Origin of the sequence: Kitasatospora sp. Root107, assembly GCF_001424875.1 — a bacterium.
In the GTDB taxonomy this organism is placed as follows: Bacteria; Actinomycetota; Actinomycetes; order Streptomycetales; family Streptomycetaceae; genus Kitasatospora.
The window spans coordinates 56,175-79,975 of sequence record NZ_LMCT01000031.1 but is presented as its reverse complement, the minus strand read 5'-3'; the positions used below and the strand labels follow the sequence as shown (position 1 = coordinate 79,975).

At 70.6% G+C, this 23,801-nt stretch carries 23 protein-coding genes and 5 pseudogenes; 12 read left to right on the top strand and 16 right to left on the bottom strand.

The genetic code is table 11. From position 1 onward, the window contains the following. Window positions 1-216: 216 nt before the first annotated feature. The gene (locus ASC99_RS25000) at window positions 217-1,503 is read right to left on the bottom strand and encodes an MFS transporter (protein ID WP_057235944.1); all 1,287 of its coding nucleotides are present in this window, start codon (window positions 1,501-1,503) and stop codon (window positions 217-219) included. 42 nt (window positions 1,504-1,545) lie between these two features. Then, window positions 1,546-2,154: a helix-turn-helix domain-containing protein gene (locus tag ASC99_RS24995; protein ID WP_200948412.1), complete on the bottom strand. Its 609-nt coding sequence runs from the start codon at window positions 2,152-2,154 to the stop codon at window positions 1,546-1,548. Between the two features lie 241 nt (window positions 2,155-2,395). Between ASC99_RS24995 and ASC99_RS24990 the strand changes: the two genes are divergently transcribed. Further along, entirely contained in the window at window positions 2,396-3,010 is a 615-nt protein-coding gene (locus ASC99_RS24990) for an SMI1/KNR4 family protein (RefSeq protein ID WP_057235941.1), read from the top strand. Between the two features lie 29 nt (window positions 3,011-3,039). On the opposite strand, the pseudogene ASC99_RS38880 reads toward ASC99_RS24990, so the two are convergent. Then, window positions 3,040-3,156, bottom strand: a pseudogene (locus ASC99_RS38880) (IS5/IS1182 family transposase); the annotation flags it as partial. A gap of 177 nt (window positions 3,157-3,333) precedes the next feature. On the opposite strand from ASC99_RS38880, the pseudogene ASC99_RS42225 reads away from it, so the two are divergent. Next, window positions 3,334-3,672 (top strand): annotated as a pseudogene (locus ASC99_RS42225) (maleylpyruvate isomerase N-terminal domain-containing protein); the annotation flags it as partial. A 37-nt stretch (window positions 3,673-3,709) separates the two neighbouring features. Next, on the top strand, window positions 3,710-4,087 hold the full coding sequence (locus ASC99_RS42220; protein WP_369825163.1) for a hypothetical protein: 378 nt from the start codon (window positions 3,710-3,712) through the stop codon (window positions 4,085-4,087). Window positions 4,088-4,315: 228 nt separating this feature from the next. On the opposite strand, the gene ASC99_RS24980 is transcribed toward ASC99_RS42220, so the two are convergent. From ASC99_RS24980 to ASC99_RS24960, 5 genes and pseudogenes are all read right to left on the bottom strand, one after another. Next, on the bottom strand, window positions 4,316-4,996 hold the full coding sequence (locus tag ASC99_RS24980; RefSeq protein WP_057235938.1) for a response regulator transcription factor: 681 nt from the start codon (window positions 4,994-4,996) through the stop codon (window positions 4,316-4,318). Further along, window positions 4,993-6,225 (bottom strand): sensor histidine kinase, encoded by a 1,233-nt coding sequence (locus ASC99_RS24975; RefSeq protein WP_057235935.1) that lies wholly within the window; start codon window positions 6,223-6,225, stop codon window positions 4,993-4,995. Before ASC99_RS24975 ends, ASC99_RS24980 begins: the two co-directional genes overlap by 4 nt. A 110-nt stretch (window positions 6,226-6,335) precedes the next feature. Further along, a pseudogene (locus tag ASC99_RS24970) lies at window positions 6,336-6,782 on the bottom strand (MMPL family transporter); the annotation flags it as partial. 119 nt (window positions 6,783-6,901) lie between these two features. Then, window positions 6,902-8,206, bottom strand: coding sequence for an RNA-guided endonuclease TnpB family protein (locus ASC99_RS24965; RefSeq protein WP_057235932.1), 1,305 nt, complete (start codon window positions 8,204-8,206; stop codon window positions 6,902-6,904). A 311-nt stretch (window positions 8,207-8,517) separates the two neighbouring features. Continuing rightward, complete coding sequence (locus tag ASC99_RS24960; RefSeq protein ID WP_057235928.1) at window positions 8,518-9,540, bottom strand: LacI family DNA-binding transcriptional regulator; 1,023 nt, start codon at window positions 9,538-9,540, stop codon at window positions 8,518-8,520. A gap of 196 nt (window positions 9,541-9,736) precedes the next feature. Here ASC99_RS24960 and ASC99_RS38875 point away from each other — a divergent pair, with 196 nt between their 5' ends. Then, window positions 9,737-10,210 (top strand): hypothetical protein, encoded by a 474-nt coding sequence (locus ASC99_RS38875; protein WP_162257920.1) that lies wholly within the window; start codon window positions 9,737-9,739, stop codon window positions 10,208-10,210. A gap of 9 nt (window positions 10,211-10,219) precedes the next feature. Here the strand turns inward: ASC99_RS38875 and ASC99_RS24950 are convergent, their stop codons facing one another. The 3 genes from ASC99_RS24950 to ASC99_RS24940 are packed head-to-tail and all read right to left on the bottom strand — an operon-like array spanning window position 10,220 to window position 12,947. After that, a complete protein-coding gene (locus ASC99_RS24950) occupies window positions 10,220-10,906 on the bottom strand; it encodes an AIM24 family protein (protein WP_063857176.1) in 687 nt (228 codons plus the stop codon). A gap of 24 nt (window positions 10,907-10,930) precedes the next feature. Then, on the bottom strand, window positions 10,931-11,623 hold the full coding sequence (locus tag ASC99_RS24945; protein WP_057235922.1) for an AIM24 family protein: 693 nt from the start codon (window positions 11,621-11,623) through the stop codon (window positions 10,931-10,933). A gap of 16 nt (window positions 11,624-11,639) precedes the next feature. After that, window positions 11,640-12,947 (bottom strand): TerD family protein, encoded by a 1,308-nt coding sequence (locus ASC99_RS24940; RefSeq protein WP_057235919.1) that lies wholly within the window; start codon window positions 12,945-12,947, stop codon window positions 11,640-11,642. A 158-nt stretch (window positions 12,948-13,105) separates the two neighbouring features. On the opposite strand from ASC99_RS24940, the gene ASC99_RS24935 reads away from it, so the two are divergent. The 3 genes from ASC99_RS24935 (at window position 13,106) to ASC99_RS24925 (ending at window position 15,324) form a co-directional block, all read left to right on the top strand. Next, window positions 13,106-13,714 (top strand): ferredoxin, encoded by a 609-nt coding sequence (locus tag ASC99_RS24935; protein WP_235583126.1) that lies wholly within the window; start codon window positions 13,106-13,108, stop codon window positions 13,712-13,714. A gap of 81 nt (window positions 13,715-13,795) precedes the next feature. Further along, on the top strand, window positions 13,796-14,656 hold the full coding sequence (locus ASC99_RS24930) for an MBL fold metallo-hydrolase (protein WP_057235915.1): 861 nt from the start codon (window positions 13,796-13,798) through the stop codon (window positions 14,654-14,656). 287 nt (window positions 14,657-14,943) lie between these two features. Beyond that, window positions 14,944-15,324, top strand: coding sequence for a hypothetical protein (locus tag ASC99_RS24925; RefSeq protein ID WP_057235912.1), 381 nt, complete (start codon window positions 14,944-14,946; stop codon window positions 15,322-15,324). Window positions 15,325-15,343: 19 nt separating this feature from the next. Here the strand turns inward: ASC99_RS24925 and ASC99_RS37680 are convergent. The 3 genes and pseudogenes from ASC99_RS37680 to ASC99_RS24905 all read right to left on the bottom strand — a co-directional run bounded on the left by ASC99_RS37680 (window position 15,344) and on the right by ASC99_RS24905 (window position 18,051). Next, window positions 15,344-16,305, bottom strand: a pseudogene (locus ASC99_RS37680) (IS5 family transposase). Window positions 16,306-16,429: 124 nt separating this feature from the next. Continuing rightward, window positions 16,430-16,954, bottom strand: a complete 525-nt coding sequence (locus tag ASC99_RS24910) for an NUDIX domain-containing protein (RefSeq protein ID WP_057235909.1) — start codon at window positions 16,952-16,954, stop codon at window positions 16,430-16,432. Window positions 16,955-17,163: 209 nt separating this feature from the next. Further along, window positions 17,164-18,051 (bottom strand): LysR family transcriptional regulator, encoded by an 888-nt coding sequence (locus tag ASC99_RS24905; RefSeq protein ID WP_304440754.1) that lies wholly within the window; start codon window positions 18,049-18,051, stop codon window positions 17,164-17,166. A 173-nt stretch (window positions 18,052-18,224) separates the two neighbouring features. Between ASC99_RS24905 and ASC99_RS24900 the strand changes: the two genes are divergently transcribed. From ASC99_RS24900 to ASC99_RS24890, 3 genes and pseudogenes are all read left to right on the top strand, one after another. After that, on the top strand, window positions 18,225-18,518 hold the full coding sequence (locus ASC99_RS24900; RefSeq protein ID WP_057235904.1) for a DUF1330 domain-containing protein: 294 nt from the start codon (window positions 18,225-18,227) through the stop codon (window positions 18,516-18,518). A gap of 79 nt (window positions 18,519-18,597) precedes the next feature. Continuing rightward, window positions 18,598-18,794 (top strand): annotated as a pseudogene (locus tag ASC99_RS41115) (site-specific integrase); the annotation flags it as partial. Window positions 18,795-18,884: 90 nt separating this feature from the next. Then, window positions 18,885-20,150, top strand: a complete 1,266-nt coding sequence (locus tag ASC99_RS24890) for an amidase (protein WP_235583125.1) — start codon at window positions 18,885-18,887, stop codon at window positions 20,148-20,150. Between the two features lie 188 nt (window positions 20,151-20,338). Here the strand turns inward: ASC99_RS24890 and ASC99_RS24885 are convergent, their stop codons facing one another. Further along, window positions 20,339-21,577 (bottom strand): MFS transporter, encoded by a 1,239-nt coding sequence (locus ASC99_RS24885; protein WP_235583124.1) that lies wholly within the window; start codon window positions 21,575-21,577, stop codon window positions 20,339-20,341. A gap of 370 nt (window positions 21,578-21,947) precedes the next feature. Between ASC99_RS24885 and ASC99_RS24880 the strand changes: the two genes are divergently transcribed. Then, window positions 21,948-22,304 (top strand): PadR family transcriptional regulator, encoded by a 357-nt coding sequence (locus tag ASC99_RS24880; RefSeq protein ID WP_057236044.1) that lies wholly within the window; start codon window positions 21,948-21,950, stop codon window positions 22,302-22,304. Then, the gene (locus ASC99_RS24875) at window positions 22,301-23,293 is read left to right on the top strand and encodes a hypothetical protein (protein WP_057235902.1); all 993 of its coding nucleotides are present in this window, start codon (window positions 22,301-22,303) and stop codon (window positions 23,291-23,293) included. Before ASC99_RS24880 ends, ASC99_RS24875 begins: the two co-directional genes overlap by 4 nt. 25 nt (window positions 23,294-23,318) lie before the next feature. On the opposite strand, the gene ASC99_RS24870 is transcribed toward ASC99_RS24875, so the two are convergent. Next, on the bottom strand, window positions 23,319-23,633 hold the full coding sequence (locus tag ASC99_RS24870) for a hypothetical protein (RefSeq protein ID WP_057235899.1): 315 nt from the start codon (window positions 23,631-23,633) through the stop codon (window positions 23,319-23,321). Between the last annotated feature and the right edge of the window lie 168 nt (window positions 23,634-23,801).

Genomic DNA, 23,801 nt, shown 5'->3' with positions numbered 1-23,801 from the left:
CCGCCGGTAGGCCAATCCGTAGGAGGGCGCCGGGCTGGTACTGGAACGCTGCTCACCGTGATGAGGTATCAGCTTTTCGGCTGGTGCCTCAAACGGGTGATTCAGCCTCCCAACTGGGCGACAGTCAGGTTCTCCAACGGAAACCATACGGTCTGGGCCTTGGCCACCGGTTCGGATGGGGTGCTTGGTCACCTCAGGTGCTGCCCGGCCCCGCACCTACCTACCTGCCCTGGCGTCGCTCGTGCTGTCCATCCGGCGCCAGGCAGGGAAGGCCGGTGGGCAGAGCGTGATCAGCAGGTACGCCCCGCCGAGGAGCACGAGGGCCGTCGTCAGCCCGACCCGGTCCACCAGGTAGCCGCAGGCGAGGCCGCCGAGCGGGGTCGCCAGCAGCACTCCCGCAGCCAGGACGCCCGTCACCCGGCTGCGCAAGGCGTCGGGGACGAGCTCGTACAGCACGGTCGAGACGATCGGGTTGAGGATCCCGGCGGCGACACCGGCGATGGCCAGCGTGACGCCCAGGGGCAGCAGGCCGGGCGCGAACGCCGCGACCAGCATGCGCGGGCTTCCGCTGACAAGGAGACAGCAGGCGTACAGCGACCAGCGGGGAAGCCGGGCCCCCAACGCCGCGTACAGCAGCGAGCCGCCGAGCGCGCCGGCCGCGAAGAGGCCGGCGAGCAGGCCGAGGTCGACCGATCCGCCGAGGTCGCGCTCGGCGTGCACGGGCAGCAGGACCGCGCTCCAGCCCTGGTCCAGGCCGTTGGTGACCATGAGCACCAAGGTGATGGCGAGCAGCAGCCGCTGACGGAGCAGGAAGGTCAGGCCCTCGCGCAGTTCGTCGCGGTACCTGCGCAGGCTCGCCGGGGGCCCGTCCCGTCGGGGGGCGGCGGCTGGGACACGCCGGACACCGAGGGTGACCAGGAGTGCCGAGACGCCGAAGGTCGCCGTGTCCAGGACCAGGACGGGCCCGGTCCCGAACAGCGCGATCAGTACACCGGCGGCCGAGGCTCCAAGCAGCCGGGCCCCTCTGGACGCACTGGTGTACAGGCTCATGGCCCGGGCGAGCGGGAGGCCGGCGTGATCGGCGAGATCGGGCGTGAGCACCTGGCGCGCGGTCTCGCCCGGCGCCTGGAAAAGCCCGTTGACCCCCATGAGCACACACAGGTGCCAGAACCGCAGGGCACCTGCCCAGTGGAGGAGCGGGATCAGCCCGATGGCCGTCCCGCACACCAGGTCCGACAGTACCGACGCGCGCAGGCGTCCGATCCGGTCGATCAGCGGTCCGACGGCGAGCGCAGACACCGCCAGTGGCAGCATTCCGCAGAAGGCCGCCAGTCCGGCCCGGGAGGCGCTGCCGGTCGTCTGCAGGACGAACCACGGCACACCGATGCCGGCGAGGGCATTGCCGGTGATCGAGACGAGGTTCGCGGCCAGCAGGGCGCCGAGCGGCCGCCGGTCCGGGGCGGCCGGGTCCTTGTCGGCCCGAGCGGGGGCGGAGACGGTCACGAGCGTTTCTCCGGGCGATCGTCGGGCGCGCCTGTCGGGGCGTCAGCTCTTCGGGAGGGGAAATGCGTGCAGGTGGATGCGGACCGGGACGGCCTGGTCCTCGTCGGCAGCGGCCCGGTCGCGGAAGCTCTGCACGAGTTCGTGTGCTCGGCCGACGAGTTCGCGCGCGAGCTCAGGCGTCAGGCGCAGGTTGAAATCGCTCATGTCCCAGCTGCGACGCCACTCCTCGGGCCAGTCGCCGGTGCCGGCGAGCCAGTTGCCCAGCTCCCGCGCGTGGACGGTGGCCACCTCGTTCAGGAACACGCCCATGGCGCCCCGTACTTCGGGGTCGGGGTTCTCCAGGAAGTCATCGAGGCTGTCGAACCGGTGGCCGCGGTGCTCGGCCCTCCACCAGCGTTCACGGGCGGTGCCCCGGTCCGGATCCTCCGCGATGAAGCCGTGCGCGCCGAGCTGCCGCAAGTGGTAGCTGACCGAGGCGGACGACTCGCCGAGCCTGGCGGCGAGCTTCGTCGCGGTGGCCGGGCCGTCCTCTCGCAGCGCGGCGAGCAGGCGCATCCGCAGCGGGTGTGCAAGACCGCGCAGGGAGCGGGCGTCGAGGCTGCGTACGGCGGGCTGAGGGTCCGTCACGATCGGCAGCCTAGCGATCGCCATCATTTCCTTGCAACGAAGTCTTTGCATGAAGATTGACCGCCTTGACAGCCGCTGCCAAGGGGTGACCCTTCCGGGCGCAGCACCGAGAGACTGCCGGACGCCCCTGGCGGGCCCGGTTCGACGAGAACACCGTTTTCCCCGCACCAGCGCTCACCGCAGTGGCGGCCTGACCAGCAGCTTCGCGTGCTGAGAATGTTGCACAGCTTCGGTCGTCGACAGCCCGGTGAGGCAGACTGCCGCCATGACATCGGCTGATCACGACGTCCTGACCTCCTGGAGCCGCGTCGGCACCTGGCTCACCGCCCACGCCCGACGAGGCCCGGCGAGACCGACGTCGGATCCCGCGCGCCTGGACGCGTTCGAGGCGGACCTCGGCCTGCCCCTGCCCGCCGACCTGCGGGCCTGGTGGCTGCTGCCCGATGTCAGCGCGGACTACTGGATTCCGGAGGTGTTCGCCCCGGTCTCGCTGGACGAGGCTCTGGAGACCAACGCGATTTGGCTCCTGGTCGCCGAGCAGGAAGGCGAGTCGTTCGATGAGAACGGCCACCCCGAGGCCCGCTACCGGCGTGAGTTCATGCCGATCGCGCTGAGCCCCGGCGGCGACGGATTGGTCGTCGACCTGCGCCCTGGTGACACCCACGGCGCGGTGCTTCTCTGGGACCACGAGACCTGGACCCTGGACGTTCCCCAGTGGGCCTCGGTCACCTCGATGCTCCAAGACATCGCCCATGCGCTGGAGGCCGGGACGCCCGCGCTGCTGAGCCACGCGGCCCTCGGTGGCTCCCGAGAACCCAGCATTGCCATGGTCGATGAAGCACTCGATCTCACCTGGCAGCCCACTGCTCCAGGCCGATGATCAGACCTGCCCAGCTTGACGCTTGATCACTTCTCCGGGATGACGGCCTTGATGCGACGTTCATGCAGGTGGGCGCGGTTGCCGCGGGACGAGTAGGCCTTGTCCCCGGCGACTGCGTCGGGTCGAGTGCGAGGACGGCGCCACGGTCAGCTCCCACCGCGCCGGCGCGCGGTTGGCGCTGTGACGCGGCTGACGCCGTGACAGCAGGCGGACGGCGGCCCGCTGTTCGCGCCTCCGGCCGGAGCGGCCCGTGCTGCGCCGCTGCCGCGGTAGCCGGGGAAAATCGCTTTCCCGTGGGCTGAGCAGGGTGATAGACACCCGGGGTGCATAACACTCTCGATTTCTCCGACCACCTGCGGCTGATTGACGAACGGTCGACCGCGTTCCGGGCCGCGGTCGCCTCCGCGCCCGGCCTCGACGCCCGGGTGCCGACCTGCCCCGAGTGGACGCTGTTCGACCTGGCGCAGCATCTGGGCGGGGGCGACCGCTTCTGGGCCGCCATCGTCGGCGCGGGCCCCGCCGACGGCCCGCCGGCCGAGGCCGCCGCCGAGCGGGCCGCACTGGCCCCGCCGCGGGAGCGTGAGGCCCTGGTGGCCTGGCTGGAGGAGTCGACGCAACTGCTGCTGGGCGTGGTGGAGTGCCCTGCAGACGCCGCGGACCTCCGGCGGGGTCGCCCGGCACCGGGTCCAGGAGAGCGCGGTGCACACCTACGACGCCCAGCTCGCCGCGGGCGCCCCGCAGCCGCTGCCGGCCGAGGTGGCCCTCGACGGTGTCGAGGAGTTCCTGTTCACCTGCGTCGCGACGCCCAGCGCCTGGCCGCACAAGCCCACCGCCTTCGACTTCCACGCCGCCGAGGGGCGCTCCTGGCGCCTCACGGTCGACGGCGACGGCGCCCGGACCACCCGTCTGCCCGCCGCCACCAGCGACGAGGGCCCGGACGCAGCCGGTGTCTCCGTCCACGCGACGGCCGGTGAAGTGGTCCTCTTCCTCTACGACCGTGTCCTGGCGGACTCCGTGCGGATCGACGGCGACGCCGGGCTGCTCGACCTGCTCCGTGCCTGGGAGCCGGAGGAGTAGGACGTCACGGGGCGCCGGCNCCGTGCGGATCGACGGCGACGCCGGGCTGCTCGACCTGCTCCGTGCCTGGGAGCCGGAGGAGTAGGACGTCACGGGGCGCCGGCTGCGGCGCCCCGGCCCGGGGCGGATACGACGGCCCGTGTCATCTCCAGGAATCAGCCCTCCTGGTCACCCGGTACCCCGCAGGGCTCGCCGGCGCCAACCCGGCCGACCTTCTCGGGCACAGCGTCAGATGCGGTCCGGCGGGTCGACCCGGACCAGGCCCGACTGGTAGGCGATGGCGACCAGTTGGGCGCGGTGGCGGGCGCCGAGTTTGGTCATGGTGCGCTGGACGTGGGTGCGGACGGTGAGTGGGCTGACGTACATCCGCTCGGCGATCTCGTCGTTCGACAGGCCCTCGGCGACCTGGGCCATCACCTCGCGTTCGCGGGCGGTGAGGACGTCGAGGGCCGGGGGGGGGGTGGCCGGGTCGGTCTCGGGGTGGGCCAGGAAGCGGTCGATCAGGGCCCGGGTGGCGGTGGGGGAGAGCAGGGTGTCCCCGGCCGCCACCGCCCGGATGCCGCCGAGGAGTTCCTCGGGGCCGACGTCCTTGCCGAGGAAGCCGCTGGCGCCCGCGCGCAGCGCCTGGGCCACGTACTCGTCGATCTCGAAGGTGGTGAGGATCAGCACCCGGGTGCCGGACAGGGCTCGGTCGCGGCAGATCTCCTCGGTGGCGGCCAGCCCGTCCAGCACCGGCATCCGGATGTCCATCACGACCACGTCCGGCCCGGTGGCGCGGGCCAGTTCGACCGCTGCCCGGCCGTCGCCCGCGACGCCGACCACCTCCATGTCCTCGCAGGACTCGATCAGCAGCCGGAAGGTCCCGGCCAGCAGGGCCTGGTCGTCGGCCAGCAGTACCCGGATGGTCACCGTTCGGTCCTCTCCTCAAGATCCCGATCGCCCTGGTCGGGGTCGGACTCGCCGGTCTCCAGCGGTAGTTCGGTGGTGACCTCGAAGCCGCCGTCCGTGCCGCGCTCGGCCAGCAGGCGTCCACCGACCGACTGGGCCCGTTCGCGCATGCCGATCAGACCGTAACCCGGTGCGCCCGCGGGCGCGGCCGGGTGGCCGTCGTCGGCGACCGTCACGGTCAGCAGGCGGCGGGTGTATGCCAGCCGGACCGAGGCGGTCGCGGTGTCCGCGTGCTTGGTGACGTTGGTCAGCGCCTCCTGGATGATCCGGTAGGCGGTCAGATCCACGCCGGGGGAGAGCGGCCTCGGCTCGCCGGACCTGTGCACCGTGACGGTCAGGCCCGCGCCCTCGAACGCGGCCAGCAGCTCCGGGAGTTGAGCCAGGCCGGGGGCGGGCTCCAGTGGTGCCTCCGGGTCGTCCGAGCGGCGCAGCAGGCCCACGGTGGCCTTGAGTTCGCGTAGTGCGGCGGAGGTGGTGCCGGCCAGGCTGTCCAGCATCTCCTGGGCCTGCTCGGGCTTGCTGCGCAGTAGGTAGGCGGCGGTGGCCGCCTGGGCGTGGGCGAGGGCGATGTGGTGCGCGACGATGTCGTGCAGCTCGCGGGCGATCCGCATCCGCTCCTCGCCGACCCGCCGCTGGGCCTCGTCCTCCCGGGTGCGCTCGGCGAGTTCGGCCCGGGCCTCGACGGCGGCCACGTAGTCGCGCCGGCTGCGGACCGAGTCGGCGATGGCGCCCGAGAGCAGGATCCAGGCGACGAAGCCGATCCGGTTGGCGGTCAGGATCGAGCCGGAGGTGGAGAGCACGGTGGCGGCGAACAGGATGCCGGCGACCGCAGCGGTGTACAGCATGGCGGTGCGGCGGTCCGTGCGCATGGCCATCGAGTAGAGCGCGGCCAGTGCGGCGCCCGCCGTGAACGGCGAGGGCTGGAAGCCGCCCGAGTCGGCCAGCACGCTGATGGCGGCGCCGCACAGGGTGGTCACGGCCACCACGGTGCGCGGACGGGTGCGGTGCCAGAGCAGGGCGACCGAGGCCGCGGCGATCAGCGCGACGGCGGCCGACGGGGCCCGGACGATCCGGGGGTCGGTGGCCGACATGGTGCTGGACAGGACCGCCAGGCCCCAGAGCACCACGGCGAGCGTCACGTCGACGGTGCGGGGGTGCCTGCGGAGCCACGGGCGCCAGGCGATGATCATGCGGTCTCTCTCCCTGTCGGCTCCGACCATGGTCGCCGACCGGCGGTCCCGGGCCGGACAGCGACATCGGGAGGCCGCTGCCGGTTTCGACAGCGGCCTCCCACGGTCCGTCAGACGTGAACGGCCGGACGCTCCGTCAGCTCCTGGTCAGCGGGCGCGGGTGCGGTGGCGGTCAGCGACTCGCCCTCCACGTCCACCCGGGGAATGATCCGGTCCAGCCACTTCGGCAGCCACCAGGCCCGGTCGCCGAGCAGCGCGAGCACCGCCGGGACGATGGTCATCCGGACCACGAAGGCGTCCAGGAAGACGGCCGAGGCCAGGCCGAGCCCCATCATCTTGATCATCGACTCGCTCATCCCGATGAACCCGGAGAACACCGCGATCATGATGACGGCCGCAGCCACCACCACCCGGGCGCTGTGCCGGAAGCCGGTGACGATCGCCTGGCCGGGCCGCTCCCCGTGCACGTACGCCTCGCGCATCCGGGTCACCAGGAAGACCTCGTAGTCCATCGCCAGACCGAACACCACGCCGATCAGGAAGATCTGCCGGAACGAGAACCGGCCGAGCCGGTAGAGAAAGGTGGCCACGGAGAAGGGCGCTCCACTCTGGATCGGCGACAGGCGGCGAGGGGTCGCCGCAGGATGCCTCAATCCTTCTTGACATCCTCCCCCGGCTAAAGCCGGGGGATTCCAACTCCTGTGGGGTGTTGGGGTTCACGGGCACTCGACCGCTGGTACGGTGTTACCCCTCCGGTACCGGCACGTGTGTGCCGGGGCCTTACGGCCTGTCCTACCGCGACGTTGGTTGCTGCGTTGATGTCCGCGTTGCAGGTGAATCCGCAGTTGGAGCAGACGAACTCGGCTTGGCTCTTGCGCGAGTTCTTGTCGATCCACTTGCAGGCACTGCATTGCAGGCTGGTGTACGGGGCCGGTACGTCTTCGACCCGGCCAGGGGCTTTCTGTTCGGTGCGCTGGCGGAGCAGGCCCCAGCCCTGGGCGAGGATCGCCCGGTTCAGTCCGGCCTTGCCGGCGCGGCCGTTCTTGAGGAACGTGCCGGGCTGGCCGGGGTCGGGCTTCGGCTTGGCCTTGGCGGTCATGCTCTTGATGTGCAACTTCTCGAACCGGATCAGGTCGTAGGACCTGGCCAGGTCGGTGCTGGTCTTCTCGCACCAGTCCTTGCGCCGGTCGGCTTCGCGGGCCTTGAGTTCGGCGACGCGCGCGTACTCGGCGGTCTTCTGCTCGCTGCCCTTCGGGGCACGGGCGGCACGCCGCTGGTGCTTGCGGAGCTGGGCCTGCTCGCGGATGGTGAGCTGCGGGCAGTTCAGCTTCCGGCCGTCGGACAGGGCAGCGGTGATCGTCACGCCCCGGTCGACACCGATGACCTCGCCCGTGCCCGGCTGGTCGATCGGGTCAGGGATGACGGCGAACGCGATGTGCCACTGGCCGTTCTTGTAGGTGACGCGGAAGGTCTTCGCGTCGGGCAGGCCGGTGCGGGTGTTGCGGAAGCGGACCCATCCGCAGCCGTGCACCTTGACCTGCGCCCAGCGCTTATTGAGCTTCTGCACGATGACGGAGCGCCCGAGGACCTGCTTCCCGGTCTTCGGGTTCAGCTTCGCGCTGCCGTCCGGTCCGAACTCCGGGACGCGGTCGGTGCCGATGACACGGAAGCCCTCGTGCCGGAACTTCCTTCGCCAGGTCGGCTCTCCGAACCCTGCCGTGAACTTGGCGTTCTTGGCTTTGGAGAAGTCCTGCAACGCCTGCTGCTGCACGGTCTGATTGCCCTCGCGCAGCCACTCGTTGTCGCGCCGGGCCTCGGTGAGCTGACGGCACTGCTCCGCGAAACTCGGAGCGGCCTTGCGGCCCCGGTACCAGTGCGAGTGCTGTTCCACGGCGAGGTTCCACACGTACCGGGCGTGTTCGCAGTGCTTGAGCATGACACTCGCCTGCTCGCTCGTCGGGTACATGCGGAACCTCGCCATAGCCCAAAGGCTTGCATGACCGACTGACAACGCAAGCGGCTGCGGCCCGACGGTCCCTCAACTCGGAGCTGCCACACCTGCTTGAGGTCGCTCTCACCGCCGACTCTCCCGAGACGCCGGTCCGCCTTGACGGCGAATCGGCTTCCCCTGACCCGCTGCGCGGGAAGCGCCATTCCCCCTCGGCCTAAACGCCGAGGAACCCTGCAATTACTCGGTGGTGCAGGGGGTCGGCGTCGTCGTCCGGCTGCAGACAGTTGGGCGTACTGCCGATGCAGTACGGGCCCGGGGCACGTACCGCGCAGGTAGCAGGGTTACTCCGGGCGCGGAGCGGCGGTGCTCTCCCGGACGGTCAGTCGGGGGGTGGGGTTCTTCAGGTCGTGCACCGCCTCGGGGTCGGCGATGGCGGCGAGCATCGTACGGGCGACCTGCTCGCCGAGGGCGAAGGTGTCGCGGGAGAGCGCGGTGAGCGGCGGGTGGACGATCCGGGTGAGGGTCGAGTCGTCGAAGGAGACGATCGACAGGTCGCCGGGCACGGCCACCCCCATCTCCATCGCGACACCGAGTCCGGCCACGGCCATCACGTCGCTGTCGTAGATGATCGCGGTGGGACGGCGGCTGCGGGTGAGCAGCGCCCGGGTGGCTGCGGCGCCCTCGGCGTCGCTGAAATCGGTGGGCACCGAGAGGGCCTCGGTCAGCCCGAGCCGCTTCGCGCTGTCGCGCAGCGCGCGGATCCGGCGCTGGGTGTGCTGGAAGGCGGGCAGTCCCGCCAGGTGGGCGATCCGTCGATGGCCGAGCGCCGCAAGGTAGTTGACGGTGGAGATCATCGCCTCCCGGTCGTCGGCCCAGACGCTCGGCAGGGTGCCGTGCCGGCCGGGGCCGCCGAGCACCAGGGCGGGCACACCGAGTTGCTCCAGCACCGCGATCCGGGGGTCGCGGACCTGGAGGTCGACCACCACGAAGCCGTCCACCCGGTGTTCGGAGGCCCAGCGCCGGTAGACCTCGATCTCGGCGGCGGTGTCCTCGACCACCATCAGCTGCAGGGCGGTGGAGTGGGCGGACAGGCCCGCCTGGAGGCCGGAGAGCAACTGGGCGAAGAACGGTTCGACGCCGATGGTGCGGGCCGGCCGGGCCAGTACCAGGCCGACGGCCCCGGCCTTCGCACCGCCGAGCGCGCGGGCGGCGCTGTGCGGGCGCCAGTTCATCTCCTCGGCGATCCCGAGAATCCGCCGACGGGTCTCCTCGCTGACCCCGGGCCGCCCGTTGAGAGCGAACGAGACGGCGCCCTTGGACACCCCGGCCTGCCGGGCGATGTCCGCGATGGTCGGTCTTGCCATGGGGCGCCCCCCTCTCTCTCTCACGACCCGTCGAAAACCTGGTCGGAGCATAGTGCACGCCTCATCGACCGGTTTACCGATCCCGCTGGTCAGAACACTTGCTGAGAGCACGTCAGATGAGACCTGGCGGCGGTCGCCGGAATGGTCTATTGACGCCCGAACTATAGCGGTTTAGGTCCACCGTGCCGCGCCGCCGGTGCGGTTGGACCAGCGGGCTGCCGTCGAGTTGGGGTCGATCGCGGCTGCCGCGTTCGAGGGCAGCGCGGCCGTCCGGGCGGTCTTCGACGCGGTCACGGCGGACGTCGTGCCCGGGCCAGTCGCGCCCGAACCGGTACCGGAGGTCGACCAGCCGGCGGGGGAACGCTGGCAACTGAGCACGCCGGACGGCGACTTCGAAGCCGACCCGGCCACTCTGCCGACCGAGCTGGTCCGGGCGCTCCGGGCCACCGCTCCCGGCCGGCAGGTCACGGTCGGCCCGTGGACGGCGGCGCTGACCGGGCGTCAGCCGGCACCGGCGCCGCCGGACCGGACCGCCGAACTGCTGGGCAGCGCCCGGCGGATCGCCTTCGTCCGCTGGCTCGACCGGGCCCGGGCCGAGCGGCTGACCCTGGTGCCAGGACTGGAGCACCCGGGCGACCCGGCCCAGCCCGACAACCACCACCGCCACTGACCGGCAGGGTCAGCCGCGCGACACCCGCTGCGGCGGCAGCAGCTCGCTGGGCTGCACGATCACGTAGCCCTGCCCGGTGAAGGACAGCTCCCAGCCCTCGGTCGCGGTGCCGCGTCGGCGCCAGGCCTCGGTGTTGCTGCTCTGCGCCAGCAACTGGACCTCGAGACCGGAGGACCAGCCGACCACCGCATCGGCGTCGCCGTAGACGTACTTGCCGGGCTCGACCGGCAGCACGAGGGGGCGTCCCGAGGTCATCAGCACCAGGCTCCCGGTGCCGGTGAACTCCAGTGCGCGCGAACCGACCCCGGCGATCCGGTCGCCGTTCTCGATGGACACCGCCTGCCACTGCAGGGCGGCGTCGAGCGCGAGCACGTAGCTGTTGGTGATCACCATCGGCTCGCCGTCCAGCGGCAGCACGTGCAGGTGCTGGGCCAGGTTGGCGAGGTAGGCGGTGCCGGTGCCGGAACAGCGCATCAGGTCGAGGACGTCGGGGGCCTGCCTGCGCTCCCGGCGCTGACGGCTGTTGCCGGGCGTCCAGGGGGCGAAGGTGACCTTGCCGACATGCGCGACCATCGCGCCGGTGCGGGCCAGCACGTCGGAACTGCCGTCCAGCACGATCCGCAGCAGCTGCGGGTTCTGCAGACCGAAGCGGTCGGTGCCGGTGCCGGCGGTGTGCGCCAGGAGGGGGCTCTGCACGGAGGGGCTCCTCGAACTCGGTTCTCAGCCGCGGATCTTGAGACGGTCGGCGGTGTCCTCGCTGGGCTGGACGACGACGAAGCCGGCGCCCTTGAAGCCGAGCTGCATGGCCTCGCCGCTGCCCCGGCCGACCAGCGAGCCGAGCTTCATGGACCGGCGGGCGCGGATCTCGAGACCGGTGGTCCAGGCGACCAGCGCGTCCGGGTCGACATAGGTCTCCGCCTCGGCGCAGTTGAGCACCACCGGCACGCCCCGGGAGGTGACGGAGACCCAGCCGGTGCCGGAGACCTGCACGTTGTAGAGGCCGGTGCCGGCCATCATGGCCACACCCTTCACCTTCTCCACGGTGCACTGGAGGGTGGCGTCCAGGGCGAGCAGGTGCGAGCCGTTCACCGACAGGTTCTCGCCGTCGAGGTGCAGGTTCAGCACGTCCGCACCCATGTCGGCGAGGTAGAGCGCGCCGTCGCCGGACCAGCGCAGCAGCGGGCTCTGCTCACCGGACGCCCACTCACCGAGCGCCCGGCGGAAGGTCTGTGACACCGCCTCGTACTGGAGGAAGCCGTCGTACGCGACCATGGCGCCGGCCTTGGCGTACAGGTCGGTCTGAGCGGTGACCGCGACCCGGCAGATCGCCTTGCCGTGATTGCTCATCCGCGCCGCGGTGTCGACGGGTCGGTGGGTGCCGAGCCCGCCGCCCGCGAGGAACTGTGCCTGCATGACTCCCCCTCGGTCCTCAGACCTCGAACGGCTGGACGACGACGAAGTTCCCCGGTGCGCCGCGGAACTGGAGACTGTGCGACTGCGCCGTGTGCCCGGCGTACGAGGAGCGGCGGATCCGGACCGGAGCGGTAGTGATCACCTGCGCGCCCTTCGACCAGGCCACCAGCGCCTGGACGTCGACGTAGGTCTCCGGGACGGGGGTGACCGGCAGCAGCACCGGGATGCCGTTGGTCTTCACCACCAGCGTGCCGTGGCCGCTGAGTTGGAGGGTGAAGTAGCCGCCGTTAGGCAGGCCCTCGCCCTCGATCCGGCGCACCTCGTACTCCAGGTTCGCGTCGAAGGCCAGCAGCCGGTCCGAGCCGACACAGAACGAGTCGCCCTCCAGCCGGACCATGTGCAGGTCGCAGGCCTCGTCGGCAAGGAAGACCTGACCCTCGCCGGAGACCCGCATCAGCTTGAGCGGCTGGCCGGTCAGGTTGCCGACCAGCTTGCGCAGCATGCCGGAGGCCTCGTACGCGAAGTCGGCCTTGCCCTGGTAGGCGACCATGCTGCCCTGGACGGCGAGCACGTCCTGACCCTTGGTCAGGGTGGCCCGCACCAGGTTGTCGTTCTGCTGCACCCAGCCCGGGCACTCCGGGAGTTCGGTGTACTTGGTCAGCGAGACCCGCACTCCGACCGGGACGGGCTCGGCGGGTTGGGCCGGCTGAGCCGGGACGGCGACCAGGGTCGGGGCGGGCGCCTGGACGGGGATCGGCGCGACCGGGGTCTCGGCGGTCGGCTCGTCGTTCTCTTCGAGGGCCTCACCGCCGAAGTTCTCCAGCAGCGCCTGCAGGCCGCCGTCGAAGCCCTGGCCGACGGCGGCGAACCGCCACTCGCCACCACGCCGGTAGACGTCGGCGAGCATCACGGCCCGCTCGGTGGAGAACTCGGTGCCGGTGAAGCTGTACCGGCCGACCTCGGCCCCGTCCGCCACGATCCGGACGTACCCCGAGGCCACCTGGGACATCTGCCCGTCACCGTCGATGGTCGCGGTCAACGCCAGCTTGTGGACGGTCTCCGGCACCTGCGGCAGTGCCACCGCGAAGGACTCGGAGTCGCCCTCCTGCGCGCCGAGCAGCCGGATCGACTGCTCGGGGCTGTTGGGCTGGTTGAAGAAGACGAAGTACCGGTCGTCGCTCAGCCGTTCCTCGGCGTCGAGCCCGAAGCAGCTGATGTCGAAGGTGAGCCCGGGCCCGGCGATGTGTACACCCAGGTAGAGATCGGTGCTCGAAGTGAGCTCACTGACCCGAACCCGGGACGCCTTGGCAAGTTCTCTGGACATGGCGCGGACCGGCCCCCTTCCGGACGGCTTACTGATCTCCGGACCTTATCCCAGCCCGGCGGCAGACAGCAGCCCCCGGGGGGTCCTGACCTCGCCTCAAGTCCCTTCGGCCCCAGCGCGGTCTTCACGTACTGTGCGATCAACCGAGTGGTGGACCGATGAAGGAGCGTATACGGATGAACGGCGGCGGGTACTGGGACCCCCTCCCGGCCGTGCGAACTTCCGCCGGTACGCCGGTGCCGGGTGCCCGACCGGGCACGATCCAGGTCCTCCCGGAACCCGAGACGTACCTGCTGGGCTCATGGCCGGAGCGCAGCTGGCAGAGCGTGCCGGGCCCGCTCTACGGTGGCGGGACCGATACCTGCTGGACCGGCCGGCTCGTCGCCCCCGCACACATCCTGTACGACGACGAGTCGGGCGAGGAGTTCGTCTACCGGCAGCCTCGAGCTCCGGAGCAGGTGCGCGCGGTGCTGTTCGCCGCTCTCAACGACCCGTTCGGCGGCTACGGTTGGGACGGTGACCAGCACTGGACCCCGGAGTCCGTCCGGTCGTGGTGGCGGGACCGGGGTCGGCTGCGCGAGTGGGCCGCCAAGGTCAGCGTGGCCTGGGCCGAGCACGAGCAGCCGGACCATCGGGAGATGGTCACCGGGCTGCCCGACTTCCTCGGCTACCTTGACGGAGAGCTCGCGTGCGACCTGCGGACCTACCTCTTCTGGCTCCAGGAGCGACGCAGTCCGAGGCAGGAAGAGGCACTGCCCCAGCTGTAGGGAGATCCGCCCGCCTGATCAGCCATCAGCTCGGGCCAACTCCCTTGGCGGGTACGGGCGGCGCACGGTAGCTTCCGGGGCATGGACAAGATCACCTACAACACCGGAGTCCCGGCCACCCGCCCGCTCGACGTCCGGTGGATCCACGGTTCGGTGTCGGCCAAGCACAACGCCGACCCGGACATCCAGGTGTACGCGTACGACGAGCACACCCTGGTCCTCCGTCAGAACATGGCGGTCAACTACGAAGCCCCGTTCCTCTACCTGCTGTTCGGCGCCGACCGGGCCGTCCTGATCGACACCGGCGCGACCGCCTCCGCCGAGTACTTCCCGCTCCGCGCCACCGTCGACACCCTGGTCGACCAGTGGCTCGCCGCGCACCCGCGTGAGTCCTACCAGCTCCTGGTCCTGCACTCGCACGGGCACGGCGACCACGTCGCCGGGGACGGTCAGTTCGCCGACCGGCCCGACACCGTCGTGGTCCCCGCCGACCAGGCGAGCGCCTGGGGGTTCCTCGGCCTCGCCGACGACCCCTCCCGGATCGTCCCGCTCGACCTCGGCGACCGGGTCCTGGAGTGCCTCGCCACGCCGGGCCACCACCGGGCCTCGGTCACGTACTACGACCCGCACACCGGCTTCCTGCTCACCGGCGACACCGTCTACCCCGGCCGGCTGTACGTCGAGGACTGGGCGGCCTTCACCCACTCGGTCGACCGCCTGGTCTCCTTCACCGAGACCCGCCCCGTCACCCATGTGCTCGGCTGCCACATCGAGATGACCACGACCCCGGGCGACGACTACCCCATCTTCACCACCTACCAGCCCGACGAGCACGTCCTCGAGCTGACGGCCGACCACCTCCGCCAGATCCGCGCCGCCATCCAGGAGATCGGCGACGAGCCCGGGACGTACCCCTACCCGGACTTCATCATCTGCCGCTGACCTGTCGCCCCGGCACCCGGGCGTGCCGGGCCCGACGGTCCCTCCGCCGTTCGGGCTCCGCATGTCCGCACTTCGGCAGGATGTCACTGCGTGTTCACCGGGGCTGCCAAGGGTGATCACGGAGGCATCCTCGGGGGAAGTGAGTACATCGTGCGGTCTGCCGCGAGTTGGTGGCGTTCGCCGGGCATGGTCGCGTTGGCGACCGCTCTGGTCTGTCTGGTGGTTGACGGGGCGTCACCGGCGTCGGCGGCCGGTGTCGTGGTGTCGAGTGCCGGGCCGACCAGGGCGTGACCGACCCGCCGCCGACCCGGCCGCACGCCTATCTGCCGATCACCGCAGGGGCGGTGGCGTTCCCGTACAACCTGCCGATCCGCCCGGCCGTCCGCTCCGACGGCAACGCCACCACCTACGAACTGACCCGCCGGCTCGGGGCCGAGCAGCCCGCGGCCTGGGACGCGTACTGCTCGGCGGTCCGTGGTGCTCCCTGCGGTGCCACGGCCATCTTCCCCGCCGCTCCGGGCACCCTGACAGCGCTCGGCTCCGCATCGACGGTTGCCGCCTTCGTCGCGAACGAGGGGAACAAGGGCTCCATCGGGTATACGAACGCGAGTTACGCGATGGAGGCCCGGCTGCCGACGGCGCGGGCACTGAACGGTGCCGGGTACTAGGGCCCGTTTGGAGTCGTGATCACTTGGCGGGGTCGAGGCTGCGCATCCAGATGATGGATCCGCGCAGTTGCAGCCCCGCCAGGTAGCTCTCGGGCGCCTTGTCGTAGCGGGTTGCCAGGCCTCGCCAAGCCCGGATCTTGTTGATGCAGCGCTCCACCGTGTTGCGCTCCTTGTACTGTTCGGCGTCGTGCGAGACCGGTCTCCCACCGACGCGGCCGTGCTTCTTGCGGTTCGCGGCCTGGTCGGCTTTCTCTGGGATCACCGCCTTGATCCCGCGTCTGCGCAGGTAGGAGCGGTTGCCGCGCGACGAGTACGCCTTATCGGCGGCCACCGCGTCGGGCCTGGTCCGCGGACGACCGACGGGCCCGCGCACCCTGATCTCCTCCAGGACGGCGACGAACCGTGGGCTGTCGGCGGCCTGCCCGGGCGTGAGCACGAAGGCCAACGGGCGACAGCGCCGGTCCGCCGCCAGATGGACCTTGCTGGTCAGGCCGCCCCGAGGTCGGCCGAGCGCTGCTGCTTTGAGCCGGGCACGGCGGCGCCGACGTAACTTCCGGCGTTCGGCCCGCTCCGTCTCCAACTCTGCCGATGCCGCGGTCACCGGGGCGGTTTGCCCGGTTTCCGGTTCCCCCTTTCCTCTGCCGCGGCCTCTTCCAGCGCCGCCAGCACCTCGGGGTCGACCACCATCCCCACCGCGTCGTGGTGCGCGCGAGCCACCGTCGAATCCACGCTGACCAGCGACAAGTCCGCCTGACCGCGCCGGGCGGCCTCCGCGATCATCGCCTCCATCAGCGCGGCGAACACGCCCGCGTCACGCCACTGGGCGAAGCGGTCGTAGACCGTCTGCCAAGCCCCGAACTCCGCCGGCATCTCCCGCCACTGGCCACCGCTGCGGAACCGCCAGATCACACCCTCGAACTGCTCACGAAGCCGATGCGGGTAGGGGCCGTAGCGGCCGACCGGCAAGAACGGCTCGACCAACTCCTACTCGCTGTCGCTCAGTTCGCGTCGCGTCGCGTCGCGTCGCAGCAGCGTTCTACCAGCGTCAACACCGGGCGCGGCCCAAATCCGCAAGACGACATCACAGAAGCAGGCGCGGCCACACTCACCAGGCAGGGGAACCCGATCTCAGAAGCTTCACGTACTGTCGGATGCGCAGCACGTCATCGGGGAAGCAGCTGTCCCAGCCCTGGTCGAGCCGCATCCAGGCCGCGGGCTGCCCGTCCTCCGCGATCAGTGGCTGTTCCGGGTCGCCGATCGCGGCATAGGAGAGGGACAGCGTCACCGGCAAATCCGGGCCGAATGACCGCACCGCCACCGCGGCGGGCCGCTCGAACAACCGTGGCCGCAGCCCAGTCTCCTCGGCCAGTTCCCGGGCCGCGCCATCACGCGGACACTCTCCGGGCTCAACCTTGCCACCTGGCGGGACCAGCCCGCGCCACGGATGCCTGACCAGCATGATCTGCTCCAGGGCTGTATCCAGGACCCACACCTCGGCGCCCAACGGCTCCACGGCGCCAACCAGCGCAGAGCGCAACCAGGCCCTGGCCCGGTCGAACTCCAGCGTCGCGCTCCCGGCGTCAGCGACGGCAGCATCAAGCGGACGCTGCTCAAACACGCTACGGATCATTACGACAGGCTATAGACCGCCACCGACACCACCGGGCTGCAGCGGTCGGCCGCAGCAGTGGCCGTCGCCGCGGCGGCCACACACACCGCCACGCCACATCGAACAATCTCCGACATCGATCACAACTCCAGACAGGCCCTAGGGGCTTGAGACTGGTAAGCGCGCATGTTGAGGTGTCGCGTATTCCTGTCATGTTGACCTCTTGCGCGTCAGTCCGGCAGCCAGTGCAGCTCGTGCGCCAGGGTTTGGGCGACGGCACGGATGCAGTGGTGTAGCGGCGACTGCTCGCGTGGGAGGACCAGGTGGATCGTCAGGCTGGGCGCGCCCCGCAGCGGTCGCCAGGTGAGACCGGCCGGTTGTGCCGTGGCCGCGGCTTCTCCGGCCGGGGCGAGGGTGACCCCGTCGCGCAGGTCGCGCTGAGACATGTCGAAAGAGACTGCGGGCGTGTGGAATCGGGGGTGTGGTCGGGTGTCTCGGAACAGTGCGGACAGCTGATCGTGGATCACGGGGTTGGCCGCACGGCCCGGGAGTCGCAGCGGATACGCGGCCGCGTCGGCGATCTCGATCTCCGGGTGTTCGGCCAGCGGATGGTGCTGCGCCAGCTGGACCCCGATGCGCGCACGCCGCAGCAGGAACCGGCGCACGCCACGGCCGGGTTGTTCACCGCGGGTGATCCCGGCATCGATGCGGCCGTCGGCGACCGCGGGGGAGATCTCCGGTGTCGCCATCGGGACCGCGCCGACCTCGAGTCCGCTGTTGCCGCGCATCAGCCTGTCCACCAGGGCCGGTGCCGTCTCGGCCCCGGTGCTGAGGCTGTATCCGATGCGCAGCGTGCCCAGTTCACCGGCAGCCGCGCTCCGGGCGGTGTCCCACGCCCGGTCCAGCGCCGCCAGCGCGGGCGGCGCGGACTCCGCCAAAGCCGCACCGGCCGTGGTCAATACGACGCTGCGCGTGTTGCGGACCAGCAGGGCCGTACCGAGTTCCGCCTCCAATCGGCGCATCCGGGCGCTGAGTGCGGGCTGTGCGATACCGATCCGTGCGGCCGCGCGGGTGAAGTTCAACTCCTGCGCCAGCACCAGGAAGTACCGCAGGCTCACCGTATCCGGCGCCACGTGCCCTCCCTGCCGATTGATAACGATCCGTTCTGAGCCTATCCCGTACCGGTCTTTCCCTCGGCCGCACATCAAGCCCTAACCTGCGCATGCCGGGATCGATCGTTCTGAGTGTCAATTCGAAGTCGGACGTGTCCGGCCGAACACAGGAGGTTTCCATGGCCAAGGGCTACTGGGCCAGTGTCTACCCCGCCATTTCCGACCCTGAGAGGCTGACTGCCTACAACAAGCTGGCCCGTCCGGCTGTCCAGGCTGCGGGCGGGCGGACCCTGTCCCGTGGCGGTCGAGTCGTCGCCCACGAGGCCGGAATCACGCAACGCGTCGTTCTGATCGAGTTCGACAGCTTTGAACAGGCCGTCGCGGCATACGAAAGCGAGGCATACCAGAAGGCGCTGGTGGCCCTCCCCGACGGCTACGAGCGCGACTTCCGCATCATCGAAGGCATCGACTGACCGGCGGGCCAGCCATCGCTGAGCATCCGTCACCTGGTACGCACGCGGTGCTGAACGACGACTCACGAGACGAGTTCGAAGCCACCGCCGCCCGGGCCCGGGCAAGGTGTTCGGCCCGCGCGACGTCTGCCCGGACACCGGGCTGGCCCGGCTCTCCTACGGCCAGGCACGGGCCCTGCTGGACCAGCACACCGCGGTGCGCGGACCCGGTACAGGCTGTGGGACCTGCACGAGTGGCGTCACTCCGGCCTGAGCCACCTTGGCGAGGCGGGGGCGCCTGGCACAGGGATGACGGCAGGGCAGTCCTGTTCTGGCAGTCTGGTCCGCGTGAAAACGAAAACGTATGCGGTAGGTGGTTCGCCGTCCGTGACGGTTGACACGTTGTGCGACCGGATCGATGAGATGGACCGTGCCATCCATGCTTTCGTCGCCGGATCAGAGACAAGTGCCGCCCGGCGGGAACGCGTTCGCAGTGAACTCCAATCGGTCCACGAGCGTTGGCCGGCCGCTGGGTCGCGGCCGCCGTTGTTCGGCGTCCCGGTCGGGGTGAAGGACATCGTGAACGTGGACGGACTGCCCACACGAGGTGGCTCCGTGCTGCCCCCAGAGGTGTTCGAGGGCAGACAGGCTGGAGTCGTGGACCGGCTTCGTGATGCCGGAGCCCTGACAGCGGGGAAGACCGTGACGGCAGAGTTCGCCATCGCTGCGCCGGGGGCGACACGTAATCCACACGCCCACGAACACACGCCTGGCGGCTCCAGCAGCGGGTCGGCAGCGGCTGTTGCAGCCGGAATGGTGCCGCTGGCCATCGGTACGCAGACGGTCGGGTCGATGATCCGTCCCGCGGCTTACTGCGGTGTCGTGGGGTTCAAGCCGACGGCCCGTCGGATTCCGGTCGACGGCGTGATCCCCAACGCGCCGACCCTCGACACCATCGGGGTCTTCGCCGCGACGCTATCCGCAGCGGCGATGGCTGCAGCCGTGCTGTGCGACGGCTGGCAGCCAGTGCGGGACACCGAACGGAAGTGCCCAGTGCTCGGCGTGCCTGACGGCCTCTACCTGGAGCAGGCCGGAACAGAGGCACGAGCGGCATTCGAAGCGCAGGTGTCGGTACTGTCGAGTGCAGGGTTCCCCGTGCGCCGCGTCCCGATGTTCGCGGACCTCGCCCACGATGCCGACGATCTGTTCACGGTGAACCGCTATGAAGCCGCACAGAGCCACGCTGAGTGGTTCCCTCGGTACGGCGCTCTCTACCGACAGCAATCCGCGGCCGCGGTGCGGCAAGGGCAGGCGATCTCCCGGGAACAGTACGAGCACGGGCTGCGACGGCGGGAAGCCTTCCGGACCACCCTGGCAGAGGCGACCGACGAGGCAGGCGTCGATGTATGGATCTGCCCCGCTGCCACCGGCCCGGCACCGCACGGTCTGGCCAGCACGGGCAGCCCCATCATGTGTCTGCCGTGGAGCTACGCCGGCTGGCCTTCCCTCTCCATCCCCGCCGGGCGGACCGAGAACGGCCTGCCGCTCGGCCTGCAGTGCGTCAGTCGCACCGGAAGCGATGAGCGGCTGCTGGACTGGGCACAGGCCATCGAAACACTGATGCTCCCAGCAGGCTTCCCGACCCACAGGTGACATCAGTCCTTGTCAGCGGAGTCCGGGTCCAGGCGAGCGACTTCACCGGCCCGGCCGCCGCCGTCATCGAGGCCCGCCACCTCGGCTGGGCCCGGCCGTCCTCGACCGGGGCACCATCCGCTCCGTCACCCCGGGCCCGGCGGTCCCGACCAGCACGCTGCCGGGTACGTACACGTCGATCCTCACGCTCACCGCGATCTGAGCGGGTCACTCTCGGCCCACCGCACGACGTAGGGGATCACCTGCCCGACCGCTACGAAGACTCCGCCCATCAGCAACCAGCCGGGCGTGCCCCAGGTGATGCAGAGGAAGCCCAACAGGGAGGGGGCGGCGACGCCCGCCAGGCCACTGCCGAACCCGAAGACACCCGAGTACTGCCCCTGCGCGTGGACTGGTGCCAGGTTGTAGCGCAGTTCGAACGAGCCGACCGCCTGCAGGATTTCGCCGATCGTGTGCACGCCGACCCCGAGCAGGATCATCAACGCCGCCAGCCACCCGGGCACCCCGGCCGCCAGGCCGATCAGGGTCATCCCGGCCAGGAACGCCCAGCCTGAGCGGCGCCAGGCCTGCGCGGCGGAGGCGTTGCCGTCGACCCCGCGACTCGCCCTGACCTGGAGGGCCACCACCATGAAGGTACTGGCCAGCGCACTCGCCCCGACGAACCAGCGCGGCGCATCGGTGTGCTGGACGATCCACAGCGGCAGCGCGAAGACCAGCACTTCGCCCTGGAGCGACATGACGCCGTCCAGCGCGGTGACCACGATGTAGGAGTGGTCCTTGAGCGCGATCCACCGACCGGTCCCCGGTGGCGGCGGGACGGGCGGCAGAGAGGGCAACCGGCTGACGATGACCGCGGACACCACGAAGCTGAGCGCATTGCCCAGCACCAGGCACAAGTACGCTGCGTGTGTGTCCAGTTGGACGACCAGTGCGGCAAGCCCGGCCCCGATACTGGCGGCCAGGTTGACGGCTGCACGCAGATAGGCCCGGAACTTGGCGGGCTGCTCGCCTGCGAGCGCGCGCACCAGCGGCCCCCGGGCGGCCGAACTGGCCGAGCCCGCCAGTTCGGTGAGGCAGACCACCACCACGAAGAGCCAGAACGAGTGCACCAGCACCATCGCCGCCATCGCCGCGGCCTGGACGATCAGCATCAGCCGGTACACCTCGCGCGGCCCGCGCCGGTCGGCCAGCCACCCGACCGGTATCCCGGAGAGCAGCCCGACCAACCCGCCGATCCCCAGTCCGAGTCCGACCTGCGCTACCGACAACCCGACCGAGCGGGTGTAGAAGAGCGCGGCACTCAACATGAAGACGCCGCTGCCCACCATGTTGACGAAACTCGCGGCCGCGAGCGTCCGCCTCGGCCCCCGTTCGAGCATGATCCCCCGCGAGACCAGCCAGGACTCCGCAGGGAACGTTGTTGTCACTTCTTCCAAAGCCCCGGACCGCCATCCCCACTCAAGGTTTCCGCAGCTCACCACCGCTGCCGAACTCGGAGTATGGGGTCGCGATCAGCGCCCGGAGAAGGCCGTAACGGCAGGGGGAAAGTCACACGCCGAACGGGAACGTAGCCGCCACCGTGTCCCGTTGGAGAGTGTGTAACGCCACCTCAGGAGGGGCTGAGATCCTGGGATTTATCGGGTGATGTCCACCCCGCTGCCTCCCAGCTACCCAGCCTGTTCGATGAGATCTCCCCCTCAGATGAGCTGTGTGAGTGAGCGTCAGATGTTCGCGGGGCGTTGCGGGTTCGGTTGATCCTCTGGACTGCATATGCAAGTCACCGGTATATATGGGCTCATGACTGAGCGTTCGATGCAGGAGCCCACGCTGCTCCTGCTCACGGCATTGGCCGATGTGCCCCGGCACGGGTACGCGCTGCTCCAGGAGGTCTCCGTGATCTCCGGGGGCAGGGTGAAGCTGCGTACCGGGACGCTCTACGGAGCACTGGACCGGCTGCTCGGGCAGGGACTGGTTCGAGTGGAGAGGGAGGAGGTGGTGGAAGGACGGGCCCGCCGGACCTATGCGCTCAGCGACAGCGGGCGCGAGGTGCTGGCTGTCGAGGCCGAGCGGCTGCACGCGGTCGCTGCCGAGGCCCAGCGCCGGCTCTCCGCCGCCGCCCGCAAGCCGAAGCTGAGCCCGGGGTTCGCCTCATGAGCGACTTCGGGTCAAGGCTGGCGCTGCTGCTCCATCCGGCCCGCTACCGGCGGGAGCGGGGCGAGGAGTTGGCATCGGTGTTCGCCGACACCACCGCCGGCGCGGGCCCGTGGGCCGTCGCGCGGGAGGTGGTCGACCTGGCCGGGCACGGAGTGCGGCTGCGGCTCGGCCTCAGCTCCGAAGGGATGCTCGCTCAACTGGCGGCACGAGCCGCACCGTTCGCGGCGACGGCAGCGGTGGCCGGCGGGCTCGCGTCGCGGCTGAAAGACCTGGCAGTCGAGCAGCGAATGGGGATACTGACCGAAGTCCTGAGGGCCGAGTACGGCAGCCTCGACCTCGTCTTCCTGGCCGGCCAGTGCGGACTGCTGCTCTCGCTGGTGGCCGCCGTCGCGGCCGTGTCCGGGTGCTGGGCCGCTGCCCGGCTGTCCGCTCTGGTCGGCCTGCTGCTGACGCTGGTCTGTGTGAGTATCCAGATGACCGTTGCTGTGGGGTGGGGTGACCTGTGGGCCTTACGGTTGGTCCATCAGCTCGTCCTTCCGTACGGGCCGCAGACGCTGTGGGTGCTGATCCTGCTGGCCGCGCCACGCGACCTGCTCGGTCCGGCCACCCGCCGAAGCACCTGGAGCGCCCTGGCGGGGGCACTGATCGGCGGCTTCGTGTTCAACACCGCGCTCGGGCTGGGGCCGGTGACGTCACTGAACTACGGTGCCGCCAGCACGGCACTGGCGCTGGCTCTCGGTGCGACGGAGCTCGCACTGCTTGCCCTGGCCGTGCCCGCCGCGCTGCGCGGCCGGTACGGTCCGGCTGCCGCAGCGCTGGCCGGGACTCCCATCGTCTTTCTGACGCTCTTCATGGCCGTCGGCCACCTCTGGAAGGTCGGTGACCACACCACGGCCGTGGCGCTGCTGGGCGCGACCGGCCTGCTCGTGGTGGCACTGCGCCGTCGGCTTCCGAGGTTCCACGACCGTCAGCCACCGAGCGCCGGCTGACGCCCCTCGACAGCCGACCGGCCGGTCAGCCGGCCAGGATCTCGACGATGCGCCCGTCGGGGTCGGTGAGTTGGTGACGCCCCGGTCCGAGTGGCGGGTCCGTGATGTCTCCCGGCACGGCCAGGCCGAGGCGTAGCGCATGGGTCCGGCGGCCGGGACGGGCCGGGTAGAGCTCGAGGACCGTGCCGTCGGGGAGCACGGCGGCGTAGTGCTCGGGGCCCCGGCCGTGCCGCTCGGCGGTGAAGGCCAGGCCGAGGCTGGTGTAGAAGCGCCGGCACTCCTCCAACTGCGGTGTGTACAGGACCAGCAGGGTCATCCGGATGCTGTTCGAGCCGGTCATGGGCCGAGGCTATCGCAGGGGAGGGAACCGGCCTCGGGGACCATCGGTACAGCCGTAGGCGCCGAGAACGATCATGGTCCGATCTGTACGACGGTGCTGACCCGGTTCTCGTACTCGCGGCGGGCCCTGCGCCGGGCCGGGACCGCGGGGGCGCCCTGGACAGTTCCG